Consider the following 26074-nt stretch of genomic DNA (forward strand, 5'->3'; position numbering starts at 1 on the left):
CTTTTGGGCTCTCGGCACCTGACTGCGGATTGCTATATTTTCAAGCAACTCCCTGACCTTGCGGCGATCGCTAACCAGACTGGCCTGCCAGGATACTCTCAGATGTCTCTAAGATGAAGGTGTCTGATTGAGCGAGGCACGACCCTCGCCAATTCTGTTGCTCACGTAGTAGTCAATGGCTCATGATGGAATCTACCCAAGCCCCCGTTTTATTTCATTTGGCTTTTCCCGTAGCCGATATTCCCACCACCAAATCGTTTTATGTCGACGGGCTGGGCTGCGAGGCCGGGCGTGAGTCCCCCAATTCCATTATTCTCAATCTTTATAATCATCAGATTGTGGCCCACACCACCGATGATTTAACGCCCCAAAAGGGCATTTATCCCCGCCACTTTGGCCTGGTGTTTTTGGCCGAAGCAGACTTTGATGCATTACTCAACCGGGCTGTTGAGCAAGGGCTCAAACTGTTTCAACAGCCCAAACGTCGTTTTCCCGGTTCACCATTAGAGCATCGCACCTTCTTTTTAGAAGATCCCTTCTACAACCTGCTGGAATTCAAGTATTACTGCAATCCCCAAGCCATCTTTGGCGAAGTAGCCCATAGTCAGGTGGGTGAGGCTCACTAACGAGATCGCGCCACTGCCCTTTAGGATGAGTCCAGCAATGGCTCATCCGACCCGCTGCATTCCGGCTTATTGTCTACAGGTAGTCGCAACGCTGCCCAAGTGGCGGGCGGAGGGGAACAATTCCCTGGCATCGAGCTTTACTGATCCGTTAACCGACCGTCGCTGGGGGATATTTCGGGGTGATTGTTGGTAAATCTGAACTTGGCTTATGAGTGAGTCCCTGCAAACCGTCTTCGGTGCGCCTTTTCAAGCGGATGTGTTGATCGTCGATGACACCGTCGAAAACATTTTGCTGCTGGCAGAAATCTTGGAAACCAATGGCTACAGCGTTCGCAAAGCCGTGAATGCGGAGATGGCAAGTGCCGCAGTGCAGGCGCTGTTGCCCGACATTATTTTGCTGGATATCAATATGCCAGAGGTGGATGGCTACACCTTGTGTCAGCGGTTGAAAGCCGATCCCATCACGGCGGCCATTCCGGTGATTTTTCTCAGCGCGTTGAGTGACCCCTTCGATAAAGTCAGGGCGTTTGAAATCGGCGGCGTGGACTACATTACCAAGCCGTTTCATATGGCGGAGGTGTTGGTGCGGGTGCGGAGCCAAGTGCTGGCCCGACAGAGTCTCTTGCAGATGCAGCAGCTCGTTAAAGAACGCACTAAAGCTCTGGAAATTGCCAATATGCAGCTTATGCAGGCGGCTCATCATGACAGTCTGACGGGGCTAGCCAATCGAGACCTGCTGATGGAGTCGCTGCAACGGTTGTTGGAAGGCATTCAAACGGATCCGACTTATCAGTTTGCGGTCCTGTTTTGTGACTGCGATCGCTTCCAGCAGATCAATGCCGCCTATGGTCATTTTGTCGGTGACCAGTTGCTGATGCAGATTGCCGAACGACTCCGGCAGGTGGTAGATGACCAAGATGTCGTATCTCGATTTAGTGGCGATGAGTTTGTGGTGGTAATGTCTCAGGTAGACTCGGCCGCCCAAGCGATCGCCCAGGTCGAAACGCTCTTGGCCAAGCTGCAGCCGAGCTTTGAGTTAACTCAGACAGAGGTCTCCTTAGATCTGAGTATCGGGGTCGTTTTGAGTGACCCGACCCGACACCAAACGCCAGAGCAAATTTTGCACGACGCTGACCGCGCGATGTATCGCGCTAAAGCGAACCGTGATGAAGCGTATAGCCTTTACTCAACCACGCCTGAAACCAAACGATAAGCGGGGTTATCCCGTGGAGGGTGGTTGATCCAGGCTGGCGATCGCGGCGAGATCGCTAGCCGCCTCTTACTTGCCATTTCTATGCGTTGCGCAGATCGCTCCGTTCATTGATTTGATGGAAAAACGAGGGGATTAGGTTAAGAAGCAGGCTTTTTCAAATCAATCCAACCCAAGTTTTGTTGAGCAAGCATCTTGCTTGCCCCAGGACAGCCGTCTCGGCTGTCCACACTTCGATTCAATGCCCATACTTTAAACTTTTGGGCTCTCGGCACCTGACTGCGAATTGCTATAGCAGCGATGCAACGCTATTCCCGCAATTTCTGAGAGCGTGGTTGAGCGCCGCACTTGTGCAGTGCACCGGAAGCACACGATGCAATTCTTGGTGATCGCCCCATTGCTTCGAAATCATCCGGTGAGCGACGCCGTCCTTTCCTATACTGGTAGGTTGTTAATGCTTCCGCTATTGCAAGCGCACCCTGAGGCCAGTTATGTCGCTGATTCGCGAGTTACATCGTCAACTCACGCAAAAAGAACGCTCTGCCGTCGAGATTACCCAAGCTTATTTAGAGCGCATCAAGACGCTAGAGCCCAAGCTACACAGCTTTTTGACCGTGACGGAAGCAACCGCGATCGCTCAAGCTCAGGCCATTGACCAAAAAATTGCGGCGGGCGAAGACATCGGCTTGCTGGAAGGCATCCCCATCGGCTTGAAGGACAACCTCTGCACCCAAGGCGTCCGCACCACCTGCGCTTCCAAAGTATTGGAAAACTTCGTGCCACCCTACGAATCGACCGTCACCCAACGGCTGGTAGAAGCGGGCACGATCGCTCTGGGTAAAACCAATCTAGATGAGTTTGCCATGGGCAGCTCGACCGAAAACTCGGCTTATCAGGTGACGGGGAATCCGTGGGATCCTAGCCGGGTGCCCGGTGGCTCTTCTGGCGGCTCGGCGGCGGCAGTGGCAGCGGATGAATGTCCCGTGGCCTTGGGTTCCGACACTGGGGGCTCCATTCGCCAACCGGCGTCCCTCTGTGGGGTGGTGGGTCTCAAGCCGACTTACGGTTTGGTTTCCCGGTACGGGCTGGTCGCTTATGCTTCCTCGTTAGACCAAATTGGCCCTCTCAGCCGCACGGTAGAAGATGCCGCCATCGTGTTGCAGGCGATCGCCGGACATGATCCCAAAGATTCCACTAGTCTCAATGTCGAGATTCCTGACTACACCCAAAATCTGCAGCCGGGGCTGGACTGCAAAGGGCGCACCATCGGCATCATTCAAGAAACCTTTGGCGAAGGGTTAGACCCCGTGGTGGATGAAGCGGTCAAGGCAGCGATCGCCCAATACGAAGCCCTCGGGGCCACCGTAAAAACCCTTTCCCTGCCGCGTTTCCGTTACGGCTTACCCAGCTACTACATCATCGCCCCATCGGAAGCGTCGTCAAACCTGGCCCGCTACGACGGCGTGAAATATGGGGCGAGAGCCGAAGAGAGTAGCCTCGTCTCGATGTACACCAAAACGCGAGCCGCGGGCTTTGGGGCCGAAGTCAAGCGCCGCATCATGATCGGCACCTATGCGCTGTCGGCGGGCTACTACGACGCCTACTACCTCAAAGCGCAAAAAGTCCGCACGCTGATCAAGCAAGATTTTGAAGCGGCCTTTCAAGAAGTGGATGCGCTGGTGTGTCCGACGTCGCCAACGACGGCCTTTACCGCTGGCTCGAAAGTGGATGACCCCATCAGCATGTACCTGTCTGACCTGATGACCATTCCCGTCAATCTCGCGGGTCTCCCGGGCATCAGCATTCCCTGTGGGTTTGATGCAGCGGGGCTGCCCATCGGCCTGCAGCTCATCGGTAATGTGCTGCAAGAGCAAACGCTGTTCGAAATGGCCTACGCCTACGAGCAAGCCACCGACTGGCATACTAAAACCCCAAGTTTGGGCTAACGAGCTGCTAGGGGACGCGTCCCTATTCCTTGGCCGATAGCAATTGCCCCGGATAGAGCACCAGGGACGCGTCCCCTCAAGCGCTGCTCATCTACGCAGCGATCGCCCATTGGTTGCCAGCTTGAGATCATCGTTAACACTCAACCTTTGGAATGGCTAAGCCGTGACTTCTTCTGAACTGCGGGGACTGTATCCCCCCCTTGAGCCGGATTACACGCATTACTTACCCGTCTCTGAGCGCCACACCCTTTACGTCGAAGCGGCGGGCAATCCCAATGGGAAACCCGTCATTTTTTTGCATGGCGGGCCGGGCGGCGGCACGGTACCCCTGTATCGCCAGTTTTTTGATCCGCAAAAATGGCGCATTATTTTGTTTGACCAGCGGGGCTGTGGCCGCAGTCGGCCCCATGCCGAGCTCGCCGAAAATACCACCTGGCACTTGGTCGAAGACATCGAAACCATTCGCGAGCACTTTGGCATTGAGGCTTGGGTCGTCTTTGGCGGCAGTTGGGGCAGCACGTTGGCCTTGGCCTATGCCCAGACTCATCCAGATCGCTGTCGAGGCTTGATTTTGCGGGGCATCTTTACCCTGCGCCCCGAAGAGATTCACTGGTTTTATCAATCTGGGGCCAGCTATGTGTTCCCCGATGCGTGGGAGACGTACCTCGCGCCCATTCCCCCTGAGGAGCGGGATGATCTGCTGTCAGCCTACTATCGCCGCTTGACCGACGCCGATCCTCAAGTGCGGCTGGAAGCGGCCCGGGCCTGGTCGATTTGGGAAGCCAGTACGAGCAAGCTGATTCCCGATGTGGCGCTGATGGAACGGTTTGGCGAGGCGGAGTTTGCGATCGCCTTTGCCCGCATCGAGTGCCACTACTTTATGAACCACGGTTTCTTTGAGCAGCCCAATCAATTGATTGCCCAGGCCGATCGCGTGCGATCGATTCCCGGTGTGATTGTGCAGGGACGCTACGATGTTGTCTGCCCGATGAAAACGGCGTGGGAGCTGCACCGTGCTTGGCCCGAAGCGGAGTTTATTGTGGTGCCTGACGCTGGCCACTCCGCCACGGAACCCGGCATCGTTGATGCGTTAATTCAGGCTAGTGATCGCTTTGCCGAACTGTAGTGCCGTCCAGCATTGCCCTCATTAAAGGGTTGATGTCATTTCCACCGTGCGGACGCTTCCACCTGTGCCGACCGCCCTGTAGGATCACAAGTGTTAACTCAAGAATCTCCAGTAGATGTCATGAAAACGCTGCCTGTGAGCGCGATCGTCCGCCGCCTACTCGTGGGGATCGTACTTTTAATCACGGTTTGGGGGGTTGCCGTGCCTTCCGTTTACGCCGAGAGCTACGATCGCCAAAGCCTCCGCTATGCAGAATTTGCCCATCGCGATTTCCGGGGCGATGATTTTACCCGTGCCGATTTGGCCAATGCCGACTTACAAGGCACCGATTTTCGAGGCGCCCGACTGTTTGATACGACCTTGAGTCAAGCCAATATGACGGGGGCCAACATGACCGGGGCCACCCTGGACGGCGCTCGCTTCATTCGCGCTAACTTAACCAACGCCATCCTTGAAGGGGCCTATGCCTTTGACACCGACTTTAGCGACGCGATTATTGAAGGGGCCGATTTTACGGATGTTCTGTTAGATCCCAAAACCAACCGCCAATTGTGCGAAGTCGCAGCGGGCACCAATCCCGTCACCGGGCGCAACACCCGCGATACGCTGTATTGTCCTTGAGCAACAGCCGTTCGTCGCTGGGGGACGATCGCCGCCCTGTCCCTCTTGGGAACGTGAGCAGGAAACCCAATGTCGCAGCGGCATCAACCCCCTAAACCGTTTGTCTCCTCACCCTCAAATTTATTTCGCAGCACTAGATGAATCCCCCCTTATCCTCCGCTACGACTGAGCTGCCTGTGCGGCGCATTTTGGATGCGAATCTCGATCGCGCCCGCGAAGGACTGCGAGTGCTGGAAGATTGGTGTCGCTTTGGGCTGAATCATCACGACTTGACGGACAAACTCAAGCATCTGCGACAAAGTCTGGGGCAGTGGCACACAGCAGATTTACGGGCTGCTCGCGATACGCCCAACGATACGGGGACTTCGATTACGCATCCCCAAGAGCAGCGTCGCACCAGTGTGACTCAGGTACTCCAGGCGAATTTTTGTCGAGTCGAGGAAGCGCTGCGATCGCTGGAAGAGTTTGGCAAGCTGCATCAGGCTGATTTCGCCGCCGCGTGCAAACAGTGGCGATATCAAATCTATACGCTGGAAAGTGAAATCATGGGCCACCAGCGGTTTCAGCAACTGCAACAGGCGCAGCTGTATCTGGTCACGTCCCCAGCGCCCAATATCGTGGCGGTGGTGGAAGCGGCGTTGCAAGGCGGCTTACCGCTGGTGCAGTATCGCGAAAAGACCGGCAATGATTGCGATCGCATCGTCATCGCCCAGCAACTCAAAGACTTGTGCCACCAGTACGGTGCGCTGTTTTTGATCAATGATCGCGTCGATCTGGCCCTCGCGGTCGAGGCGGACGGCGTCCACTTGGGCCAACAAGATCTCCCCATTGCCACGGCACGGCAGCTATTGGGCAGCGATCGCATTATTGGCCGCTCCACCACCAACCCCGAAGAGATGGCCAAAGCCTTGGCAGAAGGGGCGGATTACATCGGCGTGGGTCCCGTATATGCGACCCCAACCAAGCCAGGCAAAGCCGCTGCGGGACTCGACTATGTCCGCTATGCTGCCGCGAATTCCCCAGTGCCTTTCTTTGCCATTGGCGGCATTGACGCGCAAAATCTGGATGAAGTGATGGCCGCTGGGGGCGATCGCGTGGCCATCGTTCGGGCGTTGATGCAGGCCGAAAATCCGACAGCGGTGAGCCAAAACCTCATCGCACGGTTGCGAGCCGCGCCCCCGCACGCTCGAGCCTAACCGGCACCTGTATTTGAAAATTTCTTTGATTGTGTGTGTTGAGATGTCTCAGGTGATTCAACTACAAGTGAATGGCGAAGCGGCAGAATGCGCCGCCCAAACCCTGCTGCCGGACTACCTCCAGCAAATCGGCCTCAATCCGCGACTGGTGGCAGTGGAATATAACGGCGAAATTTTGCATCGCCAGTTTTGGGAAGAAACGTATTTGCAGGCGGGCGATCGCTTAGAGATTGTCACCATCGTGGGCGGCGGTTAGGAGCATCGCCCACAAAAGACAGCCCGATCCCCAAGATTTTAGGGCTATGCGCTGAAATAACCGGCCCAAACCAGCCCCAACAATTGGGGCTGCTATTGATCAGTAACGCCCTTACTCCCCCCGCATCTGAGTCGTGAGGTGAATCAACTCAGGCAAGATGAGTTTGCTCATCGCGAGTTCCACAGCCTTGCTCGAACCGGGCATCGAAAAGATCAGGGTAGATTTGCAAACGCCCGCGATCGCCCGTGAAGCCATCGCCCGCGAGCCGATTTGCTCGTAGCTCAGCATCCGAAACAGTTCACCAAAGCCGGGCAACGTTTTGGTTAGCAAGCCCGCGATCGCCTCATAAGTGGTATCGCGCGGCGCAATGCCCGTGCCCCCATTCACCAAGATCGCCTCAATGTTAGGCACGGCTACCCAGGTCAGAATTTGCCGCCGCACCTGCTCGGGCTCATCTTTCACCAAGTTATAGGCCACCACCTGATGCCGACGACGTGACAGACGCTCGGTGATCACGTTACCGCTTTTGTCCACATCGGGCGTGCGTGTATCACTGACCGTCAACACGGCACATTTCACCGCGATCGCAGCATCAGGATGGGGCTGTGGCATGGCAGTTAGCTCTTGGTAAAGCCCAAGCCATTTTGCTCAGCGTAGCGATTCATAAACCGCATGAACCGTTCCCACTCCATTTCGTCCTTCATGACATACAGCACTTCAATGCCAGCAGGCTTACCGTCGATAAACTTACCTTTGACTTCCCGAGTGGAAATCTCGCCTTCTTCGTCCACCATGTACATGCCCGTAATCTCGACCCCTTCATCTTCCGAGAGGGCTTTGGGATGGTCGAAGTAAAAAGTCGCAGTGCCATCACTCCCGTCAGGAGCTCTTGTCAAGCGCACATCAGGAATAACTTCTTCCGCAACGCCACGAGCAAATTCAATACGCGCCATAGATCAATAGCCGATTTTTTTACAAACAATAATCTCCTATCCTCTCACTTTAAGCACTGATTTAGATCTGCCGTTGGGCAGAAACCATCAGTGCCGCAGTCGTGCGTGTCACAAGTTGTGAATCGCCGTGAATCGCCGGTCGTTCAAAGTCACTGGTCAGGCGACTGAAGGATGCCCACAAGGTTAGGCGTCTGTGAACAAGCAATCACCGAAACGATGCGCAATCCCAGTTGCGGTTTTCGTCATGCACTCCCCTGTCATAAAGGATTTGTGCTCTCAGCCATCCAGCTGCGGGGGGCTCTCAACGGCATCAGTCCCCCAAGTGGGATAGGGCAAGATGGCCACCGCCCCTGCTGAGGGAAAGTTGCTTTCCGGCACGTCAAAGGCGCCATTGCTCAGCAGGTGGTTGCGGAGATAGGCTTCGGCTTCGGCCACGGTGCCAAAGCTGAAATTTGCGAGGTATAGGTAAGGTTGCACCTGCTCGGTCGGGCGCTCGATCGTCACCGCAGGCTCCCACAATCGCAGCCTGATTTGTCCGGCCCAGGGCTGAATCTCGTACCGAATCTCGTAATCGTTAGTAGCGGTGAACGCAGCTACAGACATATTTCTCAAATGGACGTTTGGTGGTGAATCAATCTTGCTTAGCTAGCGCCGACCGACCTCACCCACGATCAAGATCGTGGACAGTTAGTTTCCCAAAAGAACTGACGGTGGTCAGCAAGGCCAATAGCATATTCGCAAGTCGCCCTGAAAACGGCGTCCTGCATGACTAACGGACACATCCCGGTGAGTGATCGGGGGCGGTCATTTGTGAAGATGCAGTAAAGATGGTTGATGACACTTTAAACAGCGCTCCGTGTAAGTGTCAGGATCTTTCAAGAGTTTCTTTTTTATTGTTCAAAGGATCTACGGAGTTTTACGGAGATTTGGCAGGCAGAGCACGATCGCGATCGCCCCTAAGCTCCACGTCACCCAATTGCCCCAGCGTACGTAGGGGGTGAGCGCTTGGCGACGATAGATTTGCGTCAGGTGAGTCACGTACTGATTGGGCTCCGACAGCCAAACCGTGTCGCCGTGGGGAGTGACCACCCCAGAAATGCCAGTGTTAGTCACCCGCACCGCCCAGCGATCGCTCTCCACTGCTCGCATCACGTCGTGGGCATGGTGTTGCATCATCATGCGCGGGGGATAGGGATCATGATTAGAAGCGGTCATGATCCACTCTGCACCGTTGGCCACCTGCCGCCGAAATAGTTCACTGTAGGGGGACTCATAGCAGATGCCGATCGCGGCGGAGCCAAAGGCGGTCGCAAAAATCTGGTCGGTGCTGCCGGGGAGCAAACTGCTGCTAACAGGCGACAGCCGCGAAATGAGTCGCCCCAACGTGCGCTCAAAGGGAATGTATTCGCCCAGGGGCACCAGCTTGACCTTGCTGTATTGGCTGGTGACGGTGCCCTGAGCGTCTAGATTGACCAGGCTTTGGGTCATCTCGCGATTAGCGATGGGACCCACGGGCCGAAAAGTGCCCAGCCATAACGGGATGCCCAGTTCTCGCACGGCTGACAAAAGGGGACTTCGTCGCTGCAACTCGCGGGTCCAAAAGTCAGGAATGGCCCCTTCTGGGGTGAGTACGGCGTCGGCCCCCTGGGCCACCAGCTCCCGATAGCCGTCAGTGTAGGCGGCGATCGCCTGCCGAGTACCGGCGGGGGTCAGCTTTTCACGGGTGGGAATGTTGCCCTGAATCAGACCAATTTTGAGGGCCACGTCAGGGCGATCGCCCAAAGGCTGGTGATAGAGGCCACTGCCCACACCGTGCAAGGTGACTAGCAGCAAAAAGCCCGCGATCGCGGCCCCTCGGGACGCCGTTCGACGGTTGGTAACAGTCCCCCGGCCCCAGCTCATCGCAGCCCAGCAACCATTCACGGCGACGATCGCGGCAGTGATGCCCACGGGTCCCACCCAGCGCCCCAACTGCAAGATCCACAAGTTGCCCGGACTCTGGGTAAATGACAGAAACGGCCAGGCCAAGGGTCCCCAGCTCAGCAGGGTTTCCAGCAGGCACCAGAACGCGGTGCCCACCCCAATGCGTGCAGGCCAACTGAGCCGGGCGCGATCGCTCAGCCACCGCAGCAGCACCGCCCACAGGCCAAAGGTCACCGTCCCCAGTCCGGTAATAAATGCCCAGGCAAATAAGGCAATGCCCACACTGGCTAACCAGGGCACCCCCATCCAGGTGAGGGGATGCAGATGCGTCATCCAAGAGAGGACGATGCCGTGATATATGGCGCTCCACAGGCAGCCCAAGCCAAATGCCCGCCACAGCGACGTCCGTCCCGGCTGCAGCACCGCCCGCCACAGGGGCGCTAACGCCACCCACGCCAGCGGCCACAGGTTTACCGGGGCGGGGGTTAACCCCATGAGCAGGCCCCCGATCGCCACCCAGAGCCACGGCGATCGCCACCTCGCAGTGGCCACCGTGACAGCGCGGCCCGACTGCGCCAGCTTGACCCGATTGGGGCCCTCAGATTGTGTGACTAGCGACGGACGGTGTTTGCGCCCCGGTGGAAATAAGCCCATTACCCAGATCAAGAAGTGTAAAGCGCCGCGAACTGTTTGCAGTATCGCATCTCGGTTCGCCGTGAGTAGACGGATTGCCTGATGTCGGCAGCCTATGCCGTGAGTTTTGCGGCGCTACCGGAAAAAAAGAGCCTGTCCGGCAGAGGGCAGACTACGGATGGAGATAGGGTCATCCAGGTTAGTCGGGAAGACCACCATTCCCCAGCATCCCAATATCGCGCTTCGGCTTTTGCTCGCTTGAGCGCATGGACTTTATACCAAGACTGAGGCGTTAGCCGCCTTTTCTACTCCAGCCAAAGCGGCTTCCAGCACCTCGCTCCCAGCACCGGGAAGGCAGGCATTTTCAGTAATCAACCGTCGCCAGGTGCGGCTGCCGGGTTGGCCGTGAAACAGCATCAGCATATGGCGGGTGATGCTGTTGAGTTTGAGTCCTTGCCCCGTCCAGTGGTCAACGTAGGGCAGCATGGCGTGGACAACCTGCGATCGCGTCGGCACCGCCTCGGTGCTGCCAAAAAATTGGCGATCGCACTCAGCAAACAGGTAGGGCGTATCGTAAGCGGCGCGGCCAATCATCACCGCATCCACCTGTGCCAGATGAGTTTGGGTTTGGGCCAGGGTGGTGATGCCGCCGTTGATCTCAATCCACAACTGAGGAAAGTCACGCTTGAGGCGATATACATCGGCATAACGCAGGGGCGGCACATTCCGATTTTCTTTGGGGCTCAGCCCCTTCAACCACGCTTTGCGGGCATGGACGGTGAACCGCTGACAGCCCGTGGCCGCCACCGTCGCGACAAACTGCGCCATGGCGTCATAGCTGTCGAGATCATCAACGCCAATGCGATGCTTCACACTGACGGGAATTGATGTGGCCGCCATCATCGCCGCGACGCACTCGGCCACCAGCTCGGGTTGCGCCATCAGACAGGCGCCAAAGTTACCGCTTTGCACGCGATCGCTCGGGCACCCGACATTCAAATTGATTTCGTCATACCCAAAGTCTTCAGCGATGCGGGCGCACTCCGCCAACAGTTGGGGATCGTCGCCCCCGACTTGCAGCACCAGTGGCTTTTCCGCCGGAGAGAAGCCCAATAATCGATCGCGATCGCCATGTTTGATCGCCTGAGCCGTGACCATTTCGGTGTACAGCAGCGTCCGCTGGGTAATTTGCCGCATGAAGTACCGATAGTGGCGATCGGTGCGATCCATCATGGGCGCAATGCTGACGGGATACCCCATGACAGAGGGTGGGTTAGAGATGGAGTGCGAGGAGGCAGCGACGATCATGCCGACATTAGGACGATTAACGGGTCTTTCAACTTAACTCAAAACCGAGGTTTCCTCACCGTCAGCCGGCTCGATCAAGGCCTGGGCAACAGCCGCTTTCTGAGCGCTCCGGTGCCGCGATCAGGGATTGAGAAGCCCTTAAGTATCTAGCAGTTGATTTACAAAGTTGGTATAGACTTCCCCAGAGAGAAAATTGGGGTTTTCTAGCACCATTTGATGGAAGGGGATCGTGGTGGGCAGTCCGGTGATGGCACATTCCCGCAGCGCCCGCTTCATACGGAGGATAGCGGTGGCGCGGTCGGGTCCCCAGACGATGAGTTTGCCGACGAGGGAATCGTAATAGGGCGGAATTTCATAGTCGGTGTAGACGTGGGAGTCGATGCGGACGCCAGGGCCACCGGGGGGCAGATAGCCATTGATGCGACCCGGCGCAGGACGGAAATTATATTTCGGGTCTTCGGCGTTAATGCGGCACTCGATCGCGTGTCCTTGCAGGTTCACCTGTTCTTGGGTGATGGAGAGGCGATCGCCCTGGGCAATCCGAATCTGCTCCCCAATCAGGTCAATGCCCGTGACCATCTCCGTCACGGGATGCTCCACCTGAATGCGGGTGTTCATCTCCATGAAGTAGAAGTTGCCGTAGGCATCCACCAGAAACTCCACGGTGCCCGCCCCGACATAATTGATGGACTTCGCGGCTCGCACCGCCGCATCGCCCATTTTTTCTCGCAGTTCTGGGTTCAACGCCGGACTGGGAGATTCTTCCAGCAGTTTTTGGTGCCGTCGCTGAATGGAGCAATCGCGCTCCCCCAGGTGAATCACGTTGCCGTAACTGTCGGCCAAAATCTGGAACTCCACGTGGCGCGGCTTTTCGACAAACTTTTCCATGTAGACGCCGGGATTACCAAAAGCGGCTTCCGCTTCGCCCTGGGCGGCAAGGAATAGTTTTCTGAGTTCGTCGGCGTGTTTGACCAAGCGCATACCGCGACCGCCGCCCCCTGCGGTGGCTTTAATCATCACCGGGTAGCCGATGTCATCCGCGATCGCTTTCGCCTCGACTTCGCTTTTCAACAGCCCCTCGCTGCCAGGAATGGTCGGGACCCCGACCCGCTGCATCGTTTCCTTGGCGGTCGATTTATCGCCCATCGCTAACATGGATTCTGGCGTGGGGCCGATGAAAGTGAGATTGTGGTCGGCGCAGATTTCCGCAAAGCGCGCATTTTCCGCCAAAAATCCATAACCCGGATGGATCGCCTCGACGCCCCGAGTCAGCGCCGCCGCAATAATATTCGGAATGTTCAAATAGCTTTTGCTGCTGAGAGCTTCGCCGATGCAAACGGATTCGTCGGCCAACTGCACATGCAGGGCATGGCGATCGACGGTAGAATGCACGGCAACCGTGGCAATGCCCATTTCTTCGCAAGTGCGGAGAATTCGGAGCGCAATTTCCCCACGGTTAGCAATCAGAATTTTGGAAAAGCGCATTCGACTCGCAGTACCCTCAGCAGCATAGACAGCGGCTTATGGGCTCGCTCGATAGCTCACCAAGAGAGTGGGGAGTCGCCATCCAGCCAAGCCTTAAACCGTAAGACGGTAGCTAATCCTACCATGGGGCAGGGGCGTGGGCAGCGTGAGTAATCTGTTGTGCAACGATCTGGCCCTCACCTCCCCAGCCCTTCTCTCCCAAAACTTGAAGAGGAGGGAGTTTGAAGGGGTTCTGGTGCCCTTCTCCCAAGGTTGGCTACTCAGTACACACAGCTCGGTTGCTCTCGCAAAGGGGGCTAGATTAATGGCCAGTTATTACGGACACCTTGTGTGTACGTAGTAGCCCAAGGTTGGGGACAAACGCAGTACTGACAAGCTTTTCGGGAAAGTGGCCCGTCGCGTGAGTCGGTGCAAAGGTGATGACAAGGCTAATGTCTTACCGCTGAGTGGTTTCGATGTCGCGAATTGGTGACAACTACTCAAGCGATCGCTGACCGAGAAATCCTCTGGGGCAAGCGGGGTGTCAATTACGGTTGATGTCAAGAAATCCAGCCGCAACAAGGATTTAAGCCGGTTGAGGCCACCAACGGACGAGGGGACCCGCATGACTTCAGGAACACCTAAGTCAAAATTTGGCGGCGGCCAGTACCGCGATAAATATAGCCCTGGCTGACTAAATCGGCTGCCTCAAACTGGGCGTGGCTGGCGGTGGGTGCGATCGCGCTGCCCAAGGTCGTCACGACTGTCGCGGCGATCGCGATCGGCAAGGCACTCAAAACAATGACTTTCATCACAAACTGAAATGTAGGGAACACTTCACTTTTCGGTAAACCGACTGCCCATCCGGAGAGTTCAGCACCCGCAATGGCTCCATTGCAGGGCAAGATGGATCACAGTTGTCGGGCCATGACTGAACTATGGAGAAATTGGAGACCCAAAACCGACTGCGGCCTCGAGGCGGCGGCATCCCCGGCATCTTGCTGGGTTTCACCTATCCTCTACGGACACTGCGCCTGTTTCTGCGAGAAAAATCGCTGTTGCCCTTTGTGCTCATTCCCCTGGCGATCAACACGGTGCTGGGCATCACGCTGTATACGCTCGGCGTGCGGTGGGGATTGCGCCTCGTCGATACCTGGGTGCTGCAGCTCACGACCTGGCTCGAACCCGCCTGGTTGGATACCACAGTGCAAATCCTGGCCCCGGTGGTTCAGGGCGTCCTGATTTTGCTGTTGTTCATCGTGTTGGGATTTGTGCTGCTGCAATTTGGCACCATTCTCGGTTCACCCTTTTACGGGCAAATGTCGGAAAAGATTGAACTGCTGCGGTCTGGCCAGCTAGAACGGCCCGAATCACTGGGAGCCGGAGCGATTTTTATTGACATCTGGCGGGCCATTTTGTTTGAGCTCAAAAAGCTGCTGCTGTTAGCGTTCATTGGCCTACCGCTATTGCTCTGCAACTTTATTCCCGGTGTCGGCACGCTGATCGCCACCAGCGGCGGCATTGCCCTCGCCTGTCTGCTGATCTGTCTCGATATGTTTGATGCCCCGTTGGAACGTCGCCGCCTCAAGTTTCGCCAAAAGTTAGGCATTGTCTTTCGCGGCTTACCGGCCAGCGGCAGCTTTGCCTTCGCCTGTTTTTTCCTGGTCAGCATTCCGTTTATGAATTTGTTAGCGATTCCGGTCTGTGTGGCTTCGGGAACGCTGTTTTTCTGCGATCGCATCCTCCAACCGCTGCCCGAGGAGGCGTCTTCGAAAGCGTCTTCCTGAGTGGCTGGGTGATGGGGTGGTTAGGTAGCTGGGTAGTTGGGTGGCTGGGTAGCTGAGTGGCTGGGTGATGGGGTGGTTGGGTAGTTGGGTAGTTGGGTAGTTGGGTAGCGGTAAGTCAGCCGATAGGACTTGATCCCTGAGCAATTGAAATGCGTTAATAGAATTCTCTAAAAGCATAGACACAGCCCCGTATCTAAACTCTCACACCTGCCACCCTGCCACCCTCACACCCTGCCACCCTCGCACCCTGCCACCCTCATACCCTCGCACCCTGCTACCCTCACACCCTGCCACTCCCCACTACCCCCTCACACTCCCCCACCCTGTCCATGACCTTTGCGATCGACTTTGGCACTAGCAACACCGTCATTACCCGCTGGAACAGCGCTACCCAAGTCCCTGAAGTGATTTCTTTGCCGGGATTGGCTCAGAAAATTGGCCAAAATCCGCCTTTGGTGCCATCGCTGGCCTATATCAAAGATGCGGCGGCGGGCAGCGTCCAGATTGGCCAACAGGTGCGCGATCGCGGGTTGGATGTGAGCAGCGATCGACGATTTTTTCGCAATTTCAAACGCGGCATTGGCACCTCGATCCAGGGCTTTTTGCCCGAGTTGGATGGGCAAACCGTATCCTTTGAGCAAATCGGCAGTTGGTTCTTGACTGAGGTCATTGCCACCCTACAAACCCGAGAAGGCACCGCCGATGCCCTCGTTTTCACGGTGCCCGTGGACAGCTTTGAGGTGTACCGCAACTGGCTGGGGCAAACCTGTGAAGCGCTTGATTTGCAACAGGTGCGGATGTTGGATGAACCGACGGCAGCGGCGCTCGGCTACGGCATTCAGCAAGAAGAAACGGTGCTGGTGATGGACTTTGGGGGCGGCACGCTGGACTTTTCCCTGGTGGAGTTGGCGATCGCCGCTGACCGCAAACCCCTGGGCTTTATTCTGCGCTGGGGCAACAAGTCCCTGGCCGAATCCTCCTCGCAAAAGCCCCAGCGGGCCAAGGTGCTCGCCAAAGCCGGAGAAAACCTGGGCGGTGCGGACATCGATAATTGGCTGGCCGACTACTTTCACGAACAGCAAGGTATTGGGGTGACGCCCCTCACGCAACGATTGGTCGAGCGGCTGAAAATCCAGCTGTCGGACAAGGCCCAGGCGACGGAGAGCTTCTTTGACGACGAAACCCTGGACAGTCTTACCCTCAAGCTGGATCGCGCCACTTTTGAAGACATTCTGCGGCAGCGACAGTTTTTCGAGCGGTTGGATGGCTGCATGGAGCAAATCTTGCAGCAGGGACGCCGCCAGGGCATCAGTATTCAAGATATTGACGCCGTGTTGTTGGTCGGTGGCACGGCCCAAATTCCCGCCGTGCAACAGTGGCTGGCTGGCTATTTTCCATCGGAGAAGATTCGCGGAGATCGCCCCTTTACCGCCGTCGCCGAAGGAGCCTTGCAAGTGCAGCAAGGCATCGAACTCACCGACTTTCTGTATCACAGCTATGGCATCCGCTATTGGGATCGCCGCAACCGTCGTCACGGCTGGCAACCCATCATTCGCTCGGGCCAGCCTTACCCCTCGCCCGCACCGGTCGAGATGGTGCTGGGGGCTTCCACCGACAATCAGCCCAGCATTGAGCTGGTAATTGGTGAACTGGGCAACGAAGACGCCCTGGTTACGACGGAAGTGTTTTTTGAGGGCGATCGCCTGGTCACTCGCCAAACCCAAAAAGACGCCCAACAGATACAGCCCCTCAATGACACCGGAGCCGGACGCACCATTGCCAAGTTGGACCCGCTGGGCGTGCCGGGCAGCGATCGCATTCGCGTCCAGTTTGCCGTGGATGGCGATCGCACCTTACGCATTACTGTCGACGACATCCTCACCGGGGATACCCTGGTCGAAAATCGCCCCGTCGTGCAACTGAGCTAAGCGGAAGCAGGTCTAGCTCAGCAACAGCCATTATTAATGTGGGTTTACGATGGGGAGAACTGTGCCAGCAAATTTCAGGCGAGAAAAATTCAAAATTCAACCCTCTTGTTCTCACCCACAAAATCCTCAGATCTAAAGACAGTAATTAGCCCTAACAAAACACTTTCCAAAAGAATTTCAGAGGCTGACAACGGCGACCCTTTTGATTAGCCAGGAATCATGTCAAAGCTGATGAATAGTGGCGATAAGATTTATCGCGATCGCTCGCCGCTTGTCCAAATGCTCACAATCACAGCGTTATATTGAAGATACGAAAAGGGTGCTGAATCAGTTTAATTAAGTTTAAAAACAGCCGTCAAAACATAAACGGGAGGTGCCGCGATGCTGTCACCTTTGAAGGAACAACCTTTAACCTACAATCTATTCCCACCGATCGCTGATCCCTGGACGTTACCGTTGGAATCGGCGTCCCACTTTGCCACATGGCCTCGGTCAGTGCCCCTCGACCCTAGTCACGAATTAACGGGCATGCCACTGCCAGAAATGTTGATGCCAGAGGGCGTGCCGGGAGTACCTTGCTTGTCGGCCCCCTTTTCAAGCCAAAGTGCGATCGCGATCCTGTTAGCCGATGAACTCAAATTGGCACCGACAGCTGATGATTCCTTGCGGCGGGGAGTGGAAGATGCGATCGCGGTTTTGACCGCAGGGACAGCTTGAAGCGATGACCGTGCAGTGATGCAGAGTGTATCGAAGGTGAGCCATCCTCTTCGGTCATTAGCTATGGTCTAGCCACTGGCGCTGAATTTACGAGAGACCCGATGAAAGTTGCCGACATTATGACGTGCCCGGTTGTGACGATTCACAATACGGCCCCCGTTGCTGCTGCCGCCAAATTAATGCAGCAACGCCAGATTCAGGCGCTAATCGTGCCGCCCAGCTATGAGCAGGATGCCTACGGCATTGTGACGGTGGAGGATATCGTCGGCAAAGTCATCGCCTTTGGCCGCAATCCGCAGCACTTGCGCGTGTTCGAGATTATGACCAAGCCCTGCATCGTGCTCAATCCTGACTTGGGGGTGGAATATGCCGCCCAACTCCTGACGCGCTATCAACTCCACAGTGCGCCGGTCATCCAAAAAGAATTGCTGGGACTGCTTTCCGTGACTGATATTTTGGCGCGGAGTGATGCCCTAGAGCAGCCGCAAGAACTGCTGCTCGCCCACAAGATTGAAGAATTGTCAGCGATCGCCCGTCAGGTTTGCCAAACGCAAGGCCCCGGTTCTGAGGCCTGCGCCAAAGCTTGGGCCGCCGTCGATGCCCTCCAGGCAGAGAGCGCTCACCAGCAAGCCAAACCCCTTGAGCAAACAGCTTTTGAAGCTTTTTGTGACGAATTTCCTGAAGCGCTGCGCGATCGCGACCTCGACGCCTGGTGCAGTGGTTAGCCGCGATCGCCTAGAAACACTCCAGGGTCCGCCCCATCCGGTTTCCCTACACCCAAGTTCGGTATCCCCCCCTACAGCGAATCCGGCATACCCGGCACACTGTGAATAGCTGTTAAGCCGGAGCAAATCTATGGGAAAAGTCGTTGGTATCGACCTCGGAACTACAAACTCAGTTGTGGCAGTGATGGAAGGGGGTAAACCCACCGTTATCGCCAACGCTGAAGGTTTTCGCACGACGCCATCTGTCGTGTCTTATGCCAAGAATGGCGATCGCCTCGTGGGGCAAATCGCTAAGCGCGGCGCGGTGATGAACCCCGAAAATACGTTTTATTCAGTCAAGCGCTTTATTGGTCGCCGAGTCGATGAAGTCGGCACCGAGTCCACTGAAGTCGCTTACAAAGTGTTGACTTCGGGCAGCAGCCTCAAGCTGGACTGTCCACAAGCAGGCAAACAATTTGCCCCCGAAGAAATTTCGGCACAGGTGCTGCGCAAGTTGGCGGATGACGCCAGCAAGTACCTGGGCGAGACCGTCACCCAAGCGGTGATTACGGTGCCTGCCTATTTCAATGACTCCCAGCGTCAAGCCACTAAGGACGCAGGCAAAATTGCCGGTCTCGAAGTGTTGCGAATCATCAACGAGCCGACCGCCGCTTCCTTGGCCTACGGTTTGGACAAGAAGAGCAACGAAACCATTCTCGTCTTTGACTTGGGTGGCGGTACCTTCGACGTCTCCATTCTGGAAGTCGGCGACGGCGTGTTTGAAGTGCTCTCCACCTCAGGTGACACTCACCTCGGGGGTGACGACTTCGATAAGAAGATCGTGGATTACTTGGCTGAAGACTTCCAGCGCAATGAAGGCATTGACCTGCGCAAGGACAAGCAAGCCTTGCAACGTCTGACCGAAGCCGCTGAGAAAGCCAAGATTGAGCTGTCTAGTGCCGGACAGGCAGAAATCAACCTGCCCTTCATCACGGCGACTCAAGATGGTCCTAAGCATTTAGAAACGACGCTAACGCGGGCCAAGTTTGAGGAACTCGTTTCCGACCTGATTGATCGTTGTCGCATTCCCGTTGAGCAGTCGCTTAAAGATGCCAAGCTCAATCGCGAAAACATTGACGAAGTGGTACTGGTCGGTGGTTCCACCCGGATTCCCGCTGTTCAGGAAGTCGTCAAAAAAATCTTGGGCAAAGCGCCGAACCAGACCGTGAACCCGGATGAAGTGGTGGCCATTGGTGCAGCCATTCAGGGCGGCGTGTTGGCTGGCGAAGTGAAGGACATCCTGCTGCTGGACGTGACACCGCTCTCCCTCGGTGTAGAAACCCTGGGCGGCGTGATGACCAAGCTCATTCCTCGGAACACCACTGTCCCCACCAAGAAGTCTGAGACCTTCTCCACGGCAGTGGATGGTCAGACCAATGTGGAAATTCACGTGCTCCAGGGTGAGCGGGAAATGTCCACCGATAACAAGAGCCTGGGTACCTTCCGCTTGGATGGCATTCCCCCGGCACCTCGAGGCGTGCCTCAGATTGAGGTGACCTTTGACATCGATGCCAACGGGATCTTGAGCGTTACTGCCAAGGATAAGGGCACGGGCAAAGAGCAGACCATCAGTATCACGGGCGCTTCGACTTTGGATGATAACGAAGTCGATCGCATGGTGAAAGACGCTGAAGCCAATGCGGCGGCTGACAAAGAGCGCCGTGAACGGGTCGAACTCAAGAACCAGGCCGACACGCTGGCCTATCAAGCCAAGAAGCAGATTGAAGAGCTGGGCGATAAAGTGCCAGCCGATGAGAAGACCAAGATTGATGGTCAGATCAAAGAGCTGGAAGAAGCCGTGGCGTCTGAAGACTACGACAAGATGAAGTCTTTGACCACGGAAGTGCAGCAAGCGCTGTACAGCATCAGCGCCAACCTGTATCAGCAGGCGGGCGGCCCTGAGGCGGCGGCTGGTGGCGAAGCCCCTGGCGGTGACGCTGGAGATGCAGGTTCCAGCGGTGGCGAAGATGTTATCGACGCTGAATTTACTGAGCCTGAGAACAAGTAAGTTCTCAGCGGTCGACAGGCCCTTCTGGAAACCTGTCGACCCAACTCTCAGCCCAAAAGCTTGCTCCGGCTAGCAAGGAAAAACGGATGGCGATCGCCATCCGCTTTTTTGTGTCAATTTTTCGGGCGCTCAGATAGGAAACCGATAGATAATGCCGCCGGACTCGGTCGCTTCGTACAAACCGTTGAGCTGCACCGCTTTTTCATCCAAATAAGCTTTGGCATCATCTAAGGAAAGATCGGTCTTTGTGGCAAAAATGATCGGGCTTACCACGCCATTATTCGCTTGCAGTTCGGTGAGAAAGAGTAACTCAAGTTCGCGATCGCTCTTCTGCTCACTGGCTTGGTGTTGTTGCCGCAGACTGTGAATCAAAAGTCCGCTAATGGCGATCGGGGGCAAGCCGAAAAAGATCAGCGCCGGGATGGCTCCTTCTTTATCCTCTGCTGGAATATTCGGGTTGAAGGCTTCCACGGTTGCCCAAATGCTGAGCGGGAGCCCCCACAGCAGCAGCAATCCGGCCACAATCTTTTTCACCAGCTTCATGAAGACTCCTCTCGGATGAATCCTTCTCCTGATAAGGTATGCCCAAAATGGGAGAAAATTGCTGAAATTTACAGGAATTTTGATGTCAGTGGGCAGTTTCTGTAGAGATTGGCGGGGCGGAGTTGCGTTCCCAAAAGTAACCGTCGGTATAGCCTTGAATGCGGCGATCGCGCTCCGCCAAGGCCAGTCGCTTTTCGGCCAGACAGCAATACTCCCGGTTGGTCTCAATGCCGATGTAGTGGCGCTGCAGCTTTTTGGCCACCACCGACGTGGTGCCTGACCCTAGAAACGGATCGAGCACCACATCCCCAGCCTGACTGCTGGCAAGAATGAGCTTGGCGATGAGCTTTTCGGGCTTTTGAGTCGGGTGGTCGGTGTTTTCCGGCATCGACCAAAACGGCACCGAAATATCCGTCCACAAATTCGACGGGTGGGTCAGGCGAAAGCGGCCCTGCTGGGAGTCTTGCCAATCTTTGGGCGCACCGTGGCGATCGCGATAGGGAGCGATCACCCGGCGCTTCAGCTTCACCGCCTCCACGTTAAAGGTGTAGCGATCGGAAACCGTGGCAAACCAGATATCTTCAGCGGCGTTCTTCCAATTCGTTTTGGCTCCTCGCCCCTTTTCGCGCTCCCACGTAATTCGATTGCGGATGGTGAAATGCTCCGCCAGCAACGGATACAAAATGGCCGATGATTGCCAGTCTGCACAGACGTAGAGTGAGGCGGTGGGCTTGAGCAAGCGCTTGAGGGGCAGCAGCCAGGACTCAAACCACGTGAGGTAATCGACGGGCGATCGCGACTGAAACAATTGGCCGTTGAAATTTTTGCGGAGATTGTAGGGGGGGTCAAGTATAAGGAGATCGATGCAGGCAGTGGGCAGATAGGCGATCGCCCCTTGGCAATCTTGCTGCACCGTCGTGTCAAGCACGGCCTCAAGCGGCATCGCCTGAGTCCACCGTTGGAGCCGCGCCCCATAGATTTGACCGTCAGTGGACGACAGCGTCAAGGTACGATTACGAGGGGCTTTCGGTTTTGATGGCGACACAGCACAATCCTAAAAGTCCGAAAAGATTTAGCACGGTTCCAACCACGCTGCCCTAGGATAGCTCTGACATCATTTCGATTCACCCCTCCCGCCGATTGCTTAAGCACGAAGCCTGTGACTATTCAGCCGTTTACCAAAGCTCAGTGGACTGCGATTGACGCCCTGGGTCGCCAAATTGACCAACGGTTGCACGCCGCCCAAATTGGGCTGACGATGGGGGGTGAGCCGACCTACGTTTCGGCCCGCGATCGCACTGATTTGCAATGGCGCTACGAAGCCCTGGGCACCGAAAAACGGCAGCTCGCCGAGGCCCTATTACTGCGTTTGGCACAGCGCTTAAACCCGGTTGGCGGCCTACGACATTACGGCATCGGCAAACTATATCCTGGCGAACCCTATCCGCGCTGGGCTTTGGGATGTTTTTGGCGACTGGATGGCCAACCGTTGTGGGGCAACGCCGACCTGCTCGCCACCGCTGCCCCCTCGGGGAAGCCCCAAACTTGGGCGGCCGCCAAAAGCTTTATCTACGAATTGGCTACCTGTCTCGCGATTCCCCACGCGGCGATCATGCCCGCCTACGAAATCGAAGAAACTGTACCTGCTGGCTTTGTACTGCCGTTGCTGACCACGGAAGTGAATGGCACCCCCCTCTGGCAAAGCTGCCGCTGGACGGGCTTTGACCAAGGCATGGTGTTGGTGCCGGGGGATGGCCCCGTCGGGCTGCGGCTGCCCTTGACCGAACTCACCGATACCGAGCAGCTTTTGACCGAGGCGCAACCCGCCTTTGATAGTGCCCCTATTCGCCCTGAAGCGGTCTCCTCCCTTGCCCCGGCGGATAGTATTCGCCTCGCTTTGGTCGTCTCTGTAGAAAACGGCATCGTGCAGGTGTTTTTGCCGCCGATCGCCACAGGCCGCAGCTTTGCCGACGTGATTACCGCGATTGAGGCCACGGCAGAAGTGCTGGATCAGCCCGTGCAGTTGAGCGGCTATGGTCCCCCCATTAATCAAGGCATTGAGGGGTTTAAACTCACGCCAGACCCGGGAGTGTTGGAAGTTAACATTCACCCGGTTGCCACCTGGCCCGAGCTGGTGCAGTTACACCACGCATTGGATGAGGAGGCGATCGCCTGCGGCCTCGCTTGCGAAAAATATGGTCGTGACGGTCAGTTGCTGGGCACGGGCGGCGGTTCGCACATCACCATTGGCGGCAAAACGCCCGCGACCAGTCCCCTCCTCCAACGACCAGATTTGCTGCGCAGCTTGATTACCTACTGGCAGCATCACCCCAGCCTGTCCTATGTCTTCGCGGGGCAATACATCGGCCCCACCAGCCAGTCGCCCCGCATTGACGAAGCCCGCCACGACAGCCTGTACGAACTGGAACTGGCCTTTCTGGCCTTGATGCCGGGCAAAGCGATCGCCCCTGAAGTGGTGGATCGATTACTCAGTCCCCTCTTGCAAGATGTGACCGGCAACACCCACCGCACCGCCCTCTGCATCGATAAGCTGTACCCCACCTATAATCCCGCTGCCCAACTCGGGCTGCTGGAATTTCGCGGGTTCGAAATGCCCCCCTACACGGGTCTGCGGCTGCTGCAAATGTTGCTGATTCGGGCCTTAATCGCCCGCTTTTGGCAACAGCCGTTTACCCAACCGCTCAAGCGCTGGGGACCAGAGCTGCGCGATCGCTGGCTGCTGCCCCACTATTTAATTCAAGATTTTCAAATCGTGCTGAAGGAGCTAAAAACCGCAGGTCTGCCTTTTGAGCTGGACTGGTTTACGCCGTTTTTGCTGCGTCGATTCCCGCAAAACGGCAAGATTGCGTTACGCGACAACCCGGCACAGGTGCTGGAACTCCGCACCGCCCTGGAACCATGGCCGGTGATTGGCGATGCCGGAGGCGGGGGGACCTCGCGCCCGGTGGATAACTCAATGGAGCGGGTGCAACTCTTTCTCACCGGGGCGGTCGGCGATGCCCCCGCAGTCGGCGCCCTCGCGAAACGGTACGCCATTTTATGTAACGGTCATCGGGTGCCCCTACGTTCCACAGGGGTAGCGGGCGACTACGTTGGAGCCGTGCGCTTTCGAGCGCGATCGCCCCTCGATACCGATCATGCGGCCTTAACGCCCCACGTGCCCCTGCGATTTGACGTGATTGATACTTGGAAATCGCAGCACCTCGGCGGCATGATTTATCACACCGACCCCGTTGATGCAGAGACGCTGCCCCCTTCCCTCGAAGTCGCGCGATCGCGCTTCCAGCAAAGGTTTGTGCCCGTGACGGATGGTCCAGTGCCCGAGCCCCTACCCCCGCTAGTGGTTCACCCCGAAGCCCCTATGACCCTGGACCTGCGATTGGTGCATTTGCGAACCGAGTAGTCGCCAGTTTTTCACATTGCGGTTAAATTAAGCCAGAATACAGGGTGTTTATAAATTCCATTTGTAATCATAAGTAGGCAGCCATGGCGTTGCAGTTTCACCAAGAGTGGCAGCGAATTCAGCGATTGTGTCATCGCGACCCTAAATTTCCCCTGCGGCGGCTGACCTTTGCCAGCGGGGCCTTGTTATCTGGCGCGTTGATATTCAAGGCGATGCCCACTGTCGGCAGCACTGCCACCCCGGTTGAAGAAAGCTTATGGCGCACGACCGGGGCGGTGCGGCAGGCTGTGGTCGATTTGTACCGCATTCAGCGATCGCAACGACACACCGCGATCGCCAACCCAGCTGCGCCTCCCCCCTCATCCGCTGACCAGACCGCCGGTAATTCCACCGCCAGCGCCGCATCGGCCACTGCCCAGTCACAGCCCGAGGCGCCGCAAGTGCAATCCGTCGCCATTACGGGCGATGTGATTGATAACGTTTTAGAAATGCGGGTTGCGATCGCCCGCGATGTCTCATCCCTAACCGTCGGCTCAAGTTCCCAAGGGTGGGTCATCACTACCGACGGGTCCGCCCACTGCGACATCGCCGCCCAAACCAGCTTGACCGCGTCTCCAACCGCTTCGGGCATCAGCTTTGGGGGTTGCCAACTGGGGGGAGCCGTGTGGCTAGAGGCCGAGTCCGGCGGCTTCGTCTTTGTCAAAAATGGTTGGTTCAAAGGGCGAGTACTGCTCTACAACGATGGCGGCCAGTTGATGGCCGTGAACTTTGTCCGTTTAGGCGACTATCTCTCCAGCGTGGTCGGCAGCGAAATGTACCACCACTGGCCCCTCGAAGCTCTCAAAGCTCAAGCGGTCGCGGCTCGCTCTTACGCCCTAACCCACCACGTGCGTCCTGCTAGCGATTATTGGGATCTCGACAACACCCAGCGGTTCCAGGCTTACAAAGGCATCAACCTGGAAACCGCCAACACCCAACGCGCGGTGGCTGAAACGGCGGGTGAGTTCATCAGCTACAACGGTGGTATTGTCGAGTCTCTGTATGCCGCGTCTGATCAAATTGTGCAAGAGGCCCACGGTGGTCAGGGGATGAGCCAACACGGGGCCAAAGACCACGCCGTCAACGGCTACAGCTACGACCAAATTTTGGGCGTGTACTATCCCGGCACCAGCCTGTCGCGCCTCGTGGTGGAGCAGTAGTCGACAACAGATCCTGCATTACCCGTGTTTTTTGTCGCTTGGCTACCCTCACCGTCTGCGGTTCTTTCCATTAACCAGGACGGCAACGCAACTACATGACATAGCTTCACTGAGCTTTAAAGGCAACCATCTGGGCACCTTTAGCTTAAGATTAGTTTAATAATCTATAAAAGCTATGGACAATACTCAATTTGTACAGCTGTCGGCCTTGCCGGGATGGATCATTGGTGTCAGTCATAACCGCCAGCACGGGTATCAATGTTGGCTGATCAACTCGGCGCTGGACGTATTGAATGACGGTTATGAATACTCGACCAGCAGTGCCGCATTGATGGCGGGTCGCTCATTCATCGAAAGACAGTACGAAGCGTAAGCTTGGCGTTGGCGATCGCCCCCATTAACCTGTTACGGCTAAGTCAGGCAGCACTACAAATCAGGTGTT

General features: G+C 56.4%; 25 protein-coding genes. 16 read left to right on the forward strand and 9 right to left on the reverse strand.

Annotated elements, in window-relative coordinates:
• The first annotated feature begins 182 nt into the window (after positions 1 to 182).
• The 8 genes from DYY88_RS00815 to thiS all read left to right on the forward strand — a co-directional run bounded on the left by DYY88_RS00815 (position 183) and on the right by thiS (position 6981).
• Positions 183 to 626 (forward strand): VOC family protein, encoded by a 444-nt coding sequence (locus DYY88_RS00815; protein ID WP_236146263.1) that lies wholly within the window; start codon positions 183 to 185, stop codon positions 624 to 626.
• 37 nt (positions 627 to 663) lie between these two features.
• Positions 664 to 819 (forward strand): hypothetical protein, encoded by a 156-nt coding sequence (locus tag DYY88_RS23890; RefSeq protein WP_163685885.1) that lies wholly within the window; start codon positions 664 to 666, stop codon positions 817 to 819.
• 15 nt (positions 820 to 834) lie between these two features.
• Complete coding sequence (locus tag DYY88_RS00820) at positions 835 to 1839, forward strand: diguanylate cyclase domain-containing protein (protein WP_052288144.1); 1005 nt, start codon at positions 835 to 837, stop codon at positions 1837 to 1839.
• A 488-nt stretch (positions 1840 to 2327) separates the two neighbouring features.
• Entirely contained in the window at positions 2328 to 3782 is a 1455-nt protein-coding gene (gatA, locus tag DYY88_RS00825; protein ID WP_039724728.1) for an Asp-tRNA(Asn)/Glu-tRNA(Gln) amidotransferase subunit GatA, read from the forward strand.
• Between the two features lie 163 nt (positions 3783 to 3945).
• Positions 3946 to 4908, forward strand: a complete 963-nt coding sequence (pip, locus tag DYY88_RS00830; protein WP_367889244.1) for a prolyl aminopeptidase — start codon at positions 3946 to 3948, stop codon at positions 4906 to 4908.
• Positions 4909 to 5028: 120 nt separating this feature from the next.
• Complete coding sequence (locus tag DYY88_RS00835; protein ID WP_039724727.1) at positions 5029 to 5529, forward strand: pentapeptide repeat-containing protein; 501 nt, start codon at positions 5029 to 5031, stop codon at positions 5527 to 5529.
• Between the two features lie 137 nt (positions 5530 to 5666).
• Positions 5667 to 6725 (forward strand): thiamine phosphate synthase, encoded by a 1059-nt coding sequence (locus DYY88_RS00840; protein ID WP_039724726.1) that lies wholly within the window; start codon positions 5667 to 5669, stop codon positions 6723 to 6725.
• A 13-nt stretch (positions 6726 to 6738) separates the two neighbouring features.
• Entirely contained in the window at positions 6739 to 6981 is a 243-nt protein-coding gene (gene thiS / locus DYY88_RS00845; RefSeq protein ID WP_367889245.1) for a sulfur carrier protein ThiS, read from the forward strand.
• A 111-nt stretch (positions 6982 to 7092) separates the two neighbouring features.
• Here thiS and DYY88_RS00850 read toward each other — a convergent pair whose 3' ends face one another.
• From DYY88_RS00850 to DYY88_RS23895, 7 genes are all read right to left on the reverse strand, one after another.
• On the reverse strand, positions 7093 to 7593 hold the full coding sequence (locus DYY88_RS00850) for a MogA/MoaB family molybdenum cofactor biosynthesis protein (RefSeq protein ID WP_039724724.1): 501 nt from the start codon (positions 7591 to 7593) through the stop codon (positions 7093 to 7095).
• 5 nt (positions 7594 to 7598) lie between these two features.
• On the reverse strand, positions 7599 to 7934 hold the full coding sequence (gene psb28, locus DYY88_RS00855; protein WP_039724723.1) for a photosystem II reaction center protein Psb28: 336 nt from the start codon (positions 7932 to 7934) through the stop codon (positions 7599 to 7601).
• A 276-nt stretch (positions 7935 to 8210) separates the two neighbouring features.
• The gene (locus DYY88_RS00860; RefSeq protein ID WP_039724722.1) at positions 8211 to 8537 is read right to left on the reverse strand and encodes a hypothetical protein; all 327 of its coding nucleotides are present in this window, start codon (positions 8535 to 8537) and stop codon (positions 8211 to 8213) included.
• A 303-nt stretch (positions 8538 to 8840) separates the two neighbouring features.
• Positions 8841 to 10511, reverse strand: a complete 1671-nt coding sequence (gene lnt / locus DYY88_RS00865) for an apolipoprotein N-acyltransferase (protein WP_084606898.1) — start codon at positions 10509 to 10511, stop codon at positions 8841 to 8843.
• A 252-nt stretch (positions 10512 to 10763) separates the two neighbouring features.
• Positions 10764 to 11750, reverse strand: a complete 987-nt coding sequence (gene dusA / locus DYY88_RS00870; protein WP_130199286.1) for a tRNA dihydrouridine(20/20a) synthase DusA — start codon at positions 11748 to 11750, stop codon at positions 10764 to 10766.
• Between the two features lie 186 nt (positions 11751 to 11936).
• Entirely contained in the window at positions 11937 to 13283 is a 1347-nt protein-coding gene (gene accC, locus DYY88_RS00875; RefSeq protein ID WP_039724720.1) for an acetyl-CoA carboxylase biotin carboxylase subunit, read from the reverse strand.
• Positions 13284 to 13903: 620 nt separating this feature from the next.
• Positions 13904 to 14074 (reverse strand): hypothetical protein, encoded by a 171-nt coding sequence (locus DYY88_RS23895; protein ID WP_160299474.1) that lies wholly within the window; start codon positions 14072 to 14074, stop codon positions 13904 to 13906.
• A gap of 126 nt (positions 14075 to 14200) precedes the next feature.
• Here DYY88_RS23895 and DYY88_RS00880 point away from each other — a divergent pair, with 126 nt between their 5' ends.
• The 5 genes from DYY88_RS00880 (at position 14201) to dnaK (ending at position 20466) form a co-directional block, all read left to right on the forward strand.
• Positions 14201 to 15049 (forward strand): EI24 domain-containing protein, encoded by an 849-nt coding sequence (locus DYY88_RS00880; protein ID WP_044150272.1) that lies wholly within the window; start codon positions 14201 to 14203, stop codon positions 15047 to 15049.
• A 329-nt stretch (positions 15050 to 15378) separates the two neighbouring features.
• Positions 15379 to 16977, forward strand: a complete 1599-nt coding sequence (locus tag DYY88_RS00885; RefSeq protein WP_039724719.1) for an Hsp70 family protein — start codon at positions 15379 to 15381, stop codon at positions 16975 to 16977.
• 381 nt (positions 16978 to 17358) lie between these two features.
• Positions 17359 to 17694 carry a hypothetical protein gene (locus DYY88_RS00890; RefSeq protein ID WP_039724717.1) on the forward strand — a complete coding sequence of 112 codons (336 nt, stop codon included), beginning with the start codon at positions 17359 to 17361 and terminating at the stop codon, positions 17692 to 17694.
• A gap of 101 nt (positions 17695 to 17795) precedes the next feature.
• Positions 17796 to 18419: a CBS domain-containing protein gene (locus tag DYY88_RS00895; RefSeq protein WP_039724716.1), complete on the forward strand. Its 624-nt coding sequence runs from the start codon at positions 17796 to 17798 to the stop codon at positions 18417 to 18419.
• A 130-nt stretch (positions 18420 to 18549) separates the two neighbouring features.
• A complete protein-coding gene (gene dnaK / locus DYY88_RS00900) occupies positions 18550 to 20466 on the forward strand; it encodes a molecular chaperone DnaK (protein WP_039724714.1) in 1917 nt (638 codons plus the stop codon).
• A 129-nt stretch (positions 20467 to 20595) separates the two neighbouring features.
• Here dnaK and DYY88_RS00905 read toward each other — a convergent pair whose 3' ends face one another.
• Complete coding sequence (locus DYY88_RS00905) at positions 20596 to 21009, reverse strand: hypothetical protein (RefSeq protein ID WP_039724713.1); 414 nt, start codon at positions 21007 to 21009, stop codon at positions 20596 to 20598.
• An 85-nt stretch (positions 21010 to 21094) separates the two neighbouring features.
• Positions 21095 to 22054, reverse strand: coding sequence for a DNA-methyltransferase (locus DYY88_RS00910; RefSeq protein ID WP_039724712.1), 960 nt, complete (start codon positions 22052 to 22054; stop codon positions 21095 to 21097).
• A 63-nt stretch (positions 22055 to 22117) separates the two neighbouring features.
• On the opposite strand from DYY88_RS00910, the gene DYY88_RS00915 reads away from it, so the two are divergent.
• The 3 genes from DYY88_RS00915 (at position 22118) to DYY88_RS00925 (ending at position 26005) form a co-directional block, all read left to right on the forward strand.
• Positions 22118 to 24433 carry a transglutaminase family protein gene (locus DYY88_RS00915; protein WP_052288143.1) on the forward strand — a complete coding sequence of 772 codons (2316 nt, stop codon included), beginning with the start codon at positions 22118 to 22120 and terminating at the stop codon, positions 24431 to 24433.
• 83 nt (positions 24434 to 24516) lie between these two features.
• Positions 24517 to 25632, forward strand: a complete 1116-nt coding sequence (locus DYY88_RS00920; RefSeq protein ID WP_052288142.1) for a SpoIID/LytB domain-containing protein — start codon at positions 24517 to 24519, stop codon at positions 25630 to 25632.
• A gap of 175 nt (positions 25633 to 25807) precedes the next feature.
• Positions 25808 to 26005 carry a hypothetical protein gene (locus DYY88_RS00925; RefSeq protein ID WP_039724711.1) on the forward strand — a complete coding sequence of 66 codons (198 nt, stop codon included), beginning with the start codon at positions 25808 to 25810 and terminating at the stop codon, positions 26003 to 26005.
• The last annotated feature ends 69 nt before the right edge of the window (positions 26006 to 26074 follow it).

It is taken from the genome of Leptolyngbya iicbica LK, from assembly GCF_004212215.1.
Lineage (GTDB): Bacteria > Cyanobacteriota > Cyanobacteriia > Phormidesmidales > Phormidesmidaceae > Halomicronema > Halomicronema iicbica.